The sequence below is a fragment of the Curtobacterium sp. B18 genome (assembly GCF_000333375.1).
GTDB lineage: Bacteria > Actinomycetota > Actinomycetes > Actinomycetales > Microbacteriaceae > Curtobacterium.
On record NZ_BACZ01000431.1, the window covers coordinates 1 to 8362 of the forward strand.

At 72.9% G+C, this 8362-nt stretch carries 8 protein-coding genes; 3 read left to right on the forward strand and 5 right to left on the reverse strand.

The annotated features are described in order from the left end of the window. The first annotated feature begins 97 nt into the window (after window positions 1–97). Entirely contained in the window at window positions 98–1483 is a 1386-nt protein-coding gene (purB, locus tag I5E_RS11855; protein ID WP_022907179.1) for an adenylosuccinate lyase, read from the forward strand. A gap of 60 nt (window positions 1484–1543) precedes the next feature. Here the strand turns inward: purB and I5E_RS11860 are convergent, their stop codons facing one another. Next, a complete protein-coding gene (locus I5E_RS11860) occupies window positions 1544–2458 on the reverse strand; it encodes a LysR family transcriptional regulator (RefSeq protein WP_022907180.1) in 915 nt (304 codons plus the stop codon). 72 nt (window positions 2459–2530) lie between these two features. Here I5E_RS11860 and I5E_RS11865 point away from each other — a divergent pair, with 72 nt between their 5' ends. After that, window positions 2531–3559, forward strand: a complete 1029-nt coding sequence (locus I5E_RS11865) for an EamA family transporter (protein ID WP_022907181.1) — start codon at window positions 2531–2533, stop codon at window positions 3557–3559. Here I5E_RS11865 and I5E_RS11870 read toward each other — a convergent pair. Together I5E_RS11870 and I5E_RS11875 are read right to left on the reverse strand one after the other, a co-directional pair. Continuing rightward, entirely contained in the window at window positions 3528–4505 is a 978-nt protein-coding gene (locus I5E_RS11870; RefSeq protein ID WP_022907182.1) for an epimerase, read from the reverse strand. The genes I5E_RS11865 and I5E_RS11870 overlap by 32 nt on opposite strands. Before the next feature lies 1 nt (window position 4506). Next, entirely contained in the window at window positions 4507–5172 is a 666-nt protein-coding gene (locus I5E_RS11875) for a DUF4166 domain-containing protein (RefSeq protein ID WP_022907183.1), read from the reverse strand. 47 nt (window positions 5173–5219) lie between these two features. On the opposite strand from I5E_RS11875, the gene I5E_RS11880 reads away from it, so the two are divergent. After that, window positions 5220–6140: a cation diffusion facilitator family transporter gene (locus tag I5E_RS11880; RefSeq protein WP_022907184.1), complete on the forward strand. Its 921-nt coding sequence runs from the start codon at window positions 5220–5222 to the stop codon at window positions 6138–6140. 237 nt (window positions 6141–6377) lie between these two features. On the opposite strand, the gene I5E_RS11885 is transcribed toward I5E_RS11880, so the two are convergent. Together I5E_RS11885 and I5E_RS11890 are read right to left on the reverse strand one after the other, a co-directional pair. Further along, window positions 6378–6989, reverse strand: coding sequence for a hypothetical protein (locus I5E_RS11885; protein ID WP_022907185.1), 612 nt, complete (start codon window positions 6987–6989; stop codon window positions 6378–6380). Between the two features lie 47 nt (window positions 6990–7036). Next, window positions 7037–8329: an MFS transporter gene (locus I5E_RS11890; RefSeq protein ID WP_022907186.1), complete on the reverse strand. Its 1293-nt coding sequence runs from the start codon at window positions 8327–8329 to the stop codon at window positions 7037–7039. Window positions 8330–8362: the final 33 nt, after the last annotated feature.

Here is an 8362-nt window from a genome sequence, read left to right on the forward strand (position 1 = left end):
CGGACCGGCACGAGTTCGACCGAGTGCTCTCGACCGTCGAACGGGCCTGTCGGGCGCTCTTCCGCCAACTCGAGCCGGCAGTCCGTCAGGGAGCCCCATGACCCCCCTTCCCCCGCAGCCGATCAGCCCGCTCGACGGGCGCTACTACCCGATCGTGCACACGGTGGGCGAGCACCTCTCCGAGGCCGGGCTCAACCGCGCCCGCATCGTCGTCGAGGTCGAGTGGCTCATCTTCCTGACCGACCACGCGATGTTCACCACCTCGCCGCTCAGCGTCGACGACAAGGCCGCGCTCCGCCAGGTCGTGTCGGGCTTCGGGCACGAGCAGATCGCCGAGCTCGCCGAGATCGAGGCGACGACCCGGCACGACGTCAAGGCGGTCGAGTACTTCGTCCGTCGACGCCTGTCCGAGCTCGGGCTCGACGCGATCGCCGAGCTCACGCACTTCGCCGCGACGAGCGAGGACGTCAACAACCTGTCCTACGCGCTCACCGTGCGGGACACCGTCGACCAGGTGTGGCTGCCGGCGTTCAAGGCGGTCCTCACGAAGCTCCGCGAGCTCGCCGACGAGCTGAAGAGCGTCCCGATGCTCTCGCACACGCACGGACAGCCGGCGACCCCGACGACGCTCGGCAAGGAGCTCGCCGTGGTCGTCTACCGCCTCGAGCGCGTGCTCTCCCAGATCGAGGGCGGCGAGTACCTCGGCAAGTTCTCGGGCGCGACCGGCACCTTCTCGGCGCACCTCGCCGCCGACCCGGAAGCCGACTGGCCGGCACTGTCCCGCGAGTTCGTCGAGGGGCTCGGGCTCACCTGGAACCCGCTCACGACGCAGATCGAGTCGCACGACTGGCAGGCCGAGCTGTACGACCGGGTCCGGCACGCGAACCGGATCCTGCACAACCTCGCGACCGACGTGTGGACCTACATCTCGATGGGGTACTTCACGCAGATCCCGGTGGCGGGTGCCACGGGGTCGTCGACGATGCCGCACAAGATCAACCCGATCCGGTTCGAGAACGCCGAGGCGAACCTCGAGATCTCGTCGGCGCTGTTCTCGACCCTGTCCGAGACGCTCGTCACGAGCCGCCTGCAGCGTGACCTCACCGACTCCACCACGCAGCGGAACATCGGCGTCGCGTTCGGGCACTCGCTGCTCGCACTCGACAACCTGCGCCGCGGGCTGGGCGAGATCGCCGTGAACGAGGTCCGTCTCGCCGAGGACCTCGACCGCAACTGGGAGGTCCTCGCCGAGGCGATCCAGACGGTCATCCGCGCCGAGGTCACCGCCGGGCAGTCGAACATCGAGGACCCGTACGCGATGCTCAAGGAGCTCACCCGCGGCAAGCGGATCGGGCAGGCGGAGCTCGTCGCGTTCGTGAACGGGCTGGACATCTCCTCGGGTGCCAAGGCGCGCCTGACGAACCTGACCCCGGCGACCTACACGGGTCTCGCGGACGAGCTCGTCGACCACCTCGACGTCTGACGCGTCCCGCACCGACGCCTCCTGGAGGCGCGGCTCGGCCCCGCCGTGGACGTCACCACCTCACGTGGTGACGTCCACGGCCTCGGCGACCAGCGCCTCCAGGACCGTCCGCACCGCGGGGCGGACCGCACGGTCCGGACGGACGAGCGCCTCGATCCGCCGCCCCGCGCGGACGTCGGCCAGTTCCGCGAGGTGGAACCGACCGGGCGCCCGCGTCCCCGAGGTGTACCGCGGCACGAGCGCGATCCCGTGGCCGGCGACGACGAGGTTCTCGATGACGGGCAGGTGGATCGTCCGGAAGGCCACGCTCGGCGGGACGTCGGACGCGGCCGCCATCGCCTGCAGGACCCGGTCGATCGGGTAGCCCTCCGGCACCCCGATCCAGGTCTCGCCGACCACCTCGTCGATCCCGACGCGTGCCCGCCCCGCGAGCCGGTGCCCGTCCGGCAGGGCGACGTCGAGCGGTTCCCGCAGCAGCGGCACCGTCTGCACCGCGCCCTGGTCCGCCGGGCGCACCCCGTCGGAGCGGTGCCCGACGACGACGTCGTGGTCGGCGGCGAGCGGGGCGAACGCACCCTCGCCGACGTCCACGTCGACCAGTGACAGCGTGATGCCGGGGTGCGCGCGCATCCGGGTCAGGACCCCGGGGAGCAGCAGTTCGGCCGCCGACGGGAAGATCGCGAGGTCGACCCGTCCGGTCCCGCCGCCGAGGTGCTCCTGCCAGGCCGCGTCGACCGTCGCGATCGCCGTCGCGACGCCGCTCGCCAACCCGGCGAGCACCCGGCCGTGCTCGGTGAGCCGGACGCCGCGGCCGATGCGTTCCACGAGCGGGACGCCCACCTGTCGCTGCAGGGTCTGGAGCTGCTGCGAGACCGCGCTGGGCGTGCGGTGGGTGGCCCGGGCGACGGCGGTGACGCTGCCCCGTTCGGCGAGCTCGCGCAGGACGGCGAGGAGCTGCACGTCGAAGCCGACCATGCAGGGAGACTACAACGTCGCTTCGGAACTGTTCGCTGGTCCTGAACGGTCTCGCTGCAGCACCATCGACCTGTGCGTACCCGTGACCGTCTCCTCGCCGTCGTCGTCGCCGTGGTGTGGGGACTGAACTTCCCCGCGACGGCCCTGGCACTCGAGCACTTCCCGCCCTTCCTGCTCGCGGCGATCCGGTTCACGCTGCTCGCGGTCCCGACCGTGCTGCTCGTACCGCGCCCGCGGATCCCGTTCGGACGGCTGCTGCTCGTGGGCACGGGGCTCGGCGTCCTGCAGTTCGCGTTCCTGTACCTCGGCATGGCCGCGGGGCTGCCGTCCGGGCTGGCGTCGCTCGTGCTGCAGGCGTCGGCGCCGTTCACGGTGGTGCTCGCCGGGGTCTTCCTGCGCGAACGGCTGACCGGGCGGCAGGTGGTCGGGGTCACGATCGCGGTGGCCGCCCTCGCGGCGATCGCCGTGCACCGGGCGCAGGCGGCGGCCCTGCTGCCCGTCGTGCTCGCGCTGTGCGGCGCCCTCGGCTGGGCGATCGGCAACGTGGCGACCCGGCGTGCCGGCGCCGCGAACCCCCTGCACCTGACCCTGTGGTGGTCGATCGTGCCGCCGGTCCCGATGGCCGTGCTGTCGTTCGTCGTCGAGGGACCATCGCGCATCGGGCGGGCGCTCGGGACGGCGTTCACGGCCGAGGCACTGCCGGCGGACCTCGGCGTGCTCTACATCGTGCTGGTGGCGACCCTCGTGGGGTACGGCATCTGGTCGCGGCTCATGGCGACCTACCCGTCGAGCACGGTCGCACCGTTCTCGATGCTCGTGCCGGTCGTGGGGGTGTTCGCGTCGTGGGTGGCGTTCGGCGAGGTGCCCGACGGGGTCGAGGTGGCGGCCGGGGTCGTGGTCGTGGCCGCGGTGCTGTGGTCGTCCCGGCCGGCGCGGTCCCACCCGGCACCGCGAACCGTCGCGGTCGCACCACACGCCGAGGACGCTGCACCGAGGTCGCACGACGTGCCGCCCGCCGGCGTCCTGGGCAGCAGTTCGAGCGACCGCAGCGACCTGCCGGTGCCGACGCTCAGCCCCGGTGCTGGCGACGCTCGGCGATGATCCCGGCGAGCGCCCCGCGCAGGTGCGGGTAGCGGAACTCGTACCCGGCCTCCACCAGCCTGGTCGGCACCACCCACCGGCTCTTCAGCACGAGCTCGGTCTCGGTGCGGATCGCGAACGACCCGAGCTCGAGCATCCACCGCCACGTCGGGATGCCGAACCGACGCCCGACCGCGTCGCGGATGGTCGCCATCACCGTGCGGTTGTCGGACGGGTTCGGGCTCGAGACGTTGACCGCTCCGTCGATGTCCTCGTGGTCGCGGACGAACCGGACCGCGCCGAGGACGTCCGCGATGTGCACCCAGCTGAACCGCTGCCGGCCGCGGGTGCGCCGGTCGTGGTGGTACGTCCCCGCACGGAGTCGTGCGCGCGTCGGGAACCACGGTCCGTCGTACTGCGGTCCACCGAGTCCCGCCTGCGCCAGCCGGATGAGCGGCACGAGGGCGCTGCCGTCGCCGAAGACGATCGCCATCCGGAGCGCGACGCGGCGGGTACCGGGCAGGTCGACCGCGAAGAGGGCGTCCTCCCACGCCGTCGCCACCGAGACCGAGAAGCCCTCGCCGAGCTCGCCCGTCACCTCGTCCTGGGGGCGGTCGTCGGCGTGCCGGTAGATCGTCGCGGTCGAGGCGTTCACCCACAGCGGCGGCGGGTGCTCGCTCGTGCGGATCGCCTCGGCCAGTTCGAGGGTCGTGTCGACCCGGGAGCGGATGATCTCCGCCCGGTTGCGCCTGCCGTAGCGGCAGTTGACGCTCTTGCCCGCCATGTTGACGACGAGGGCGGCGCCGTCCACGAGCTCCCGGATCCGCATGGTGTTGCCCCACACGGCGTCGCCGGTGCGGCCGATCGTGACGACCTCGTAGCCCTCGTCGCGGAAGGCGTCCCGCAGGTACTGCCCGACGAACCCGCTCGCCCCCGCGATCACGGCGCGGCCCTTCTGGTCGCTCATCTCATCCCCGTTCCCTGTCCGGCGCGATCTCGTACCGGAACGCCCCCTCGTACCGGTACAGCGTGCCGACCAGCGGGGCCGAGAGCACCAGGGACACGCGCTGGAGGTCGGCTTCGTCATCGAATCGTTCCTTCAGCGTCACACGCGGTGCGATGAGGGCCGGGAGGCGCACCTCGCGTCCCAGCGCACGGAACGTCACGCGCGTGGAGACCAGGCGCAGGGCGCCCGCGTCCGGCCCGTGCGCGTCGACCTCCGCCCGGAGCCGGGCGCTGACGCGCCCGTGGCGACCGAGGTGGTCGACCAGGCCGTCCGGTTCGGCGGTGATGGCGTCCACCATCGTGCGGCTGCCGGAGCGGAACCGGAAGGTGCGGTGCGCGCGCACGGCGGGTCGCGCCTCGCGGTCTCCTCGTCCACGACGGACGCGAGCCGGGCGGTTCTCCACCGTGAAGGGGACGTCCCGCTCCCAGACCGGGAACATGACGGAGTCGCGGGCGAACCAGGCGAGCAGCGGCCAGAGCCAGCGGCGCGGCGTGCCGACGACGTCGAAGACGCCCTCGCCACGGCCGACGTGACCGGGCGGGATCGCACCGAAGTACGTCGACAGCCGCGGGTGCAACCGGGCCAGCACCTCGGGCGGGGTGGACAGCTCGTACGGCGACCGGGACACGTCCCGATCCTGGCACGGCGTCGGTGCGGATCCCTACGATGGTGCGCATGGGACACGACCACGGAGCGGGGCACGCGCACGGGCACGCGTCCGAGCGCGCACTGCTCATCGCGTTCTGCATCTCGGCGACGATCCTGCTGGCCGAGGTGGTCGGTGCCGTGGTGACCGGGTCCCTCGCACTGCTCGTCGACGCCGGGCACATGGTCGTCGACACCGGAGGGCTCGGCATCGGGCTCGTCGCCACCCGGCTCGCCCGCCGCAGTCCGACGGCGCAGCGCACCTGGGGCTTCCAGCGTGCCGAGGTCCTGGGTGCCACGGCACAGGCAGCGATCCTGCTCGCCGTGGGCGTCTACGTGATCATCTCGGCGATCCAGCGGCTGTTCGTCCCGGCCGACATCCACTCCGGGCCGCTGCTGGTCTTCGGCATCATCGGGCTCGTCGGCAACCTCGTGGCCTACGCGGTGCTGCTGCGGGCCTCGGGCGAGGGGTTCACCTCGCGCGCCGCCCGGCTCGAGGTCCTCAACGACACCCTCGGCTCCGTCGCGGTCATCGCCGCCGCGATCGTCCTCATGCTGACCGGGTGGGAGCGTGCCGACTCGGTCGCCGCGATCCTCATCGGGCTGCTCATCCTGCCGCGGGCCGTCCGGCTCCTGCGCGAGACCGCGAACGTGCTGCTCGAGTCGACGCCGCCGGGGCTCGACCTCGACGACGTGCGGGGTCACATCCTCGAGCTCGAGCACGTCATCGCCGTGCACGACCTGCACGCGACGCTCGTGGCGACCGGGGTGCCGAACCTGACGGCGCACGTGGTGGTCGACGACGAGTGCTTCTCGACCGCGCACGCCCCGCGGATCCTCGACGAGCTGCAGCAGTGCGTCGCGGAGCACTTCGACGTCCCGGTGGAGCACTCGACGTTCCAGCTCGAGCCCGCGTCGCACCGCCGGCACGAGCACGAGGTGCACGCGTAGCGAGGCGCGTGGTGCGGCGTGCGTGGTGCGGCGTGCGTGGTGCGGCGGCGCGCGTGGTGCGGCGGCGGACTCGGTGCGACGATGTCGACGTCGTACGACAACGACGCTGTCGCTACCCCGCGCGTGCAACCACCCGCGGACGCAACCGACGACGTTGTCGACGTCGTACGACAACGACGATGTCGCATCGACTCGACGGCCGACGCTCCCTCGCCCCGGCCGATCCCCGGGGCGAGGTCAGCAGCCGCCGTCGCTCGTGGGGAACGCCGTGATCACCCGGTCCGTGGTGGACGAGACGATCACGCGGACGAAGGGCTCGGCCGCGGGTCGGCTCCCGTCGTCGAACCGAACCGGAGCGGCGTAGCAGAGCTTGCCGTCGCCGGCGTCCTGCGGGTACCCGGTCGCGGGTGCCTCGAGGGCGGACTGCACCGCGGTGAGCATCGCGTCGTCCCAGTCCCGGGAGCCGTGACCGGAGAGCACGTCCTCCCAGTCCCGGGTGTGCCGGATGCGGATGTGCTCGTAGCCCTGGCCGGAGTTGCCGCACTGCAGCACGACCGCGCCGAGCGCCTCGGTGTCGTAGCGGGCCACCGTCCCGCGGCTGCCGGCGTCGCAGCGGTCGAGGACGTCGTCGCCGGGCAGGTCCGGGCCGGTCCGGGTGATCGTCACCGTGCCGTCCTTCGTCGCCCCGTCGCCGGCGGTCGCGCTCGGGACGACACTGACCCCGGTACCGCCGAGCACCGGGTCGTCGGCACCGCGCTGCGCCGTCAGCGCGACCCCACCGGCCACGAGGCCCGCGGCCAGCACGGCCGCGATCCCGGTGATGACGGAACGGTTGCGCTTCTGGGACACGCGCCCAGTATGCCGGACGGGTGTCGCGCCTCCCGGAACCTGGCCGCTCAGGCCCGAGCGGCCAGCCGCGTCCCGGCGATGACCGCCAGCACCACGACGAACACGACGTAGCCGAGCAGCACGGGCAGCGTCGGCAGCACGAGGAGCGCGGCGCCGACCGCGACGACCGGCACGGTCAGCCCGGCGTAGGCGATGAGGAAGGTGGCAGCGAGGACGCCTCCGCGGCGTTCGGGTCCGACGAGCGCCCCCGCGCTGCCGATCGCCGCACGGAAGAGCAGCCCGACACCGGCACCGGCGACCACCCCGCCGCCGATGAACCCGGCGACCTGCAGCACGACCGCGGCGACCGCGAGGACCACGAGGCCGGCGACGAGCAGCACCATCCCGAGCCGGACCTGCGTCCGCTGTGCCAGTCGGGCGAAGACGATCTGCGACACCGCACTCGCCGCGAACACCCCGAACGTCGTGGCCCCGGCGGCGAGCCGGTCGGTCACGTGGAACGTCGTCGCGAGGAACGTCGGCGCGACCGAGGTGAAGAGCCCCTGCACCGCGAGGGCGGCGAACGCGGCGGTGCCAGCGGTCCAGAACGCCCCGGCCTGCCCCTCGGGTGCCTGCAGCCGCTGCGGGCGGTAGGGCACGGGCGACGCCGGGCGGTCGACGGTCTCCGGGGCGGCGAGCACCACCGCGAACGCGACCACCAGCGCCACGACGAACACGACGTACGGCACCATCAGCGGCTGTCCGACGAACTCGGCGAGGGCGCCGCCGACGAGCGCGCCGAGCGACAGCCCACCGAGGTTCACCGCCCCGGCGACCACACCGGCGCCACCGGCGGACGACGACGAGCCCGTCGCCCGGACCCGGAGTTCCCCGAGGTGCGCGGTGGCCGTCGCCGTCAGGAGTCCGACGCCGAGGCCGGTCACCAGGCGGGCGACGATGAGCCCGCTGACGTCGTTCCAGACGAGGAAGAGCACGGCGGCGACGAGCTCGAGCGCCACCGACACGAGGATGAGGGGCCGGCGTCCGTGCACGTCGCTGAGGTGTCCCGCGAGGTACAGGGACCCCACCACGCCCACGCCGTACGCGGCGAACACCACGGTGGTCGTGAACGTCGGGAACCCGTCGCGTGCCTGGTAGATGACGTAGAGCGGCGCGGGCACCGTCGCGAAGGCCATGACCGCGAGGAACGCGAACGCCACGGCCCAGAAGCCGACACCGTGTCGACGACGCGTGTGCCCTCGGCGGCCGCGCGGGGCGGCGACGCGCTCGCTCGCTGCGGTGCTGCGCTCGCTCGTTGCGGCGCAGCTCGAGGCGGGTGTGGATGCGGTGTCGGTCGGCATGCTCCGATGGTGCCCCGCCACCGCCCATCGAGT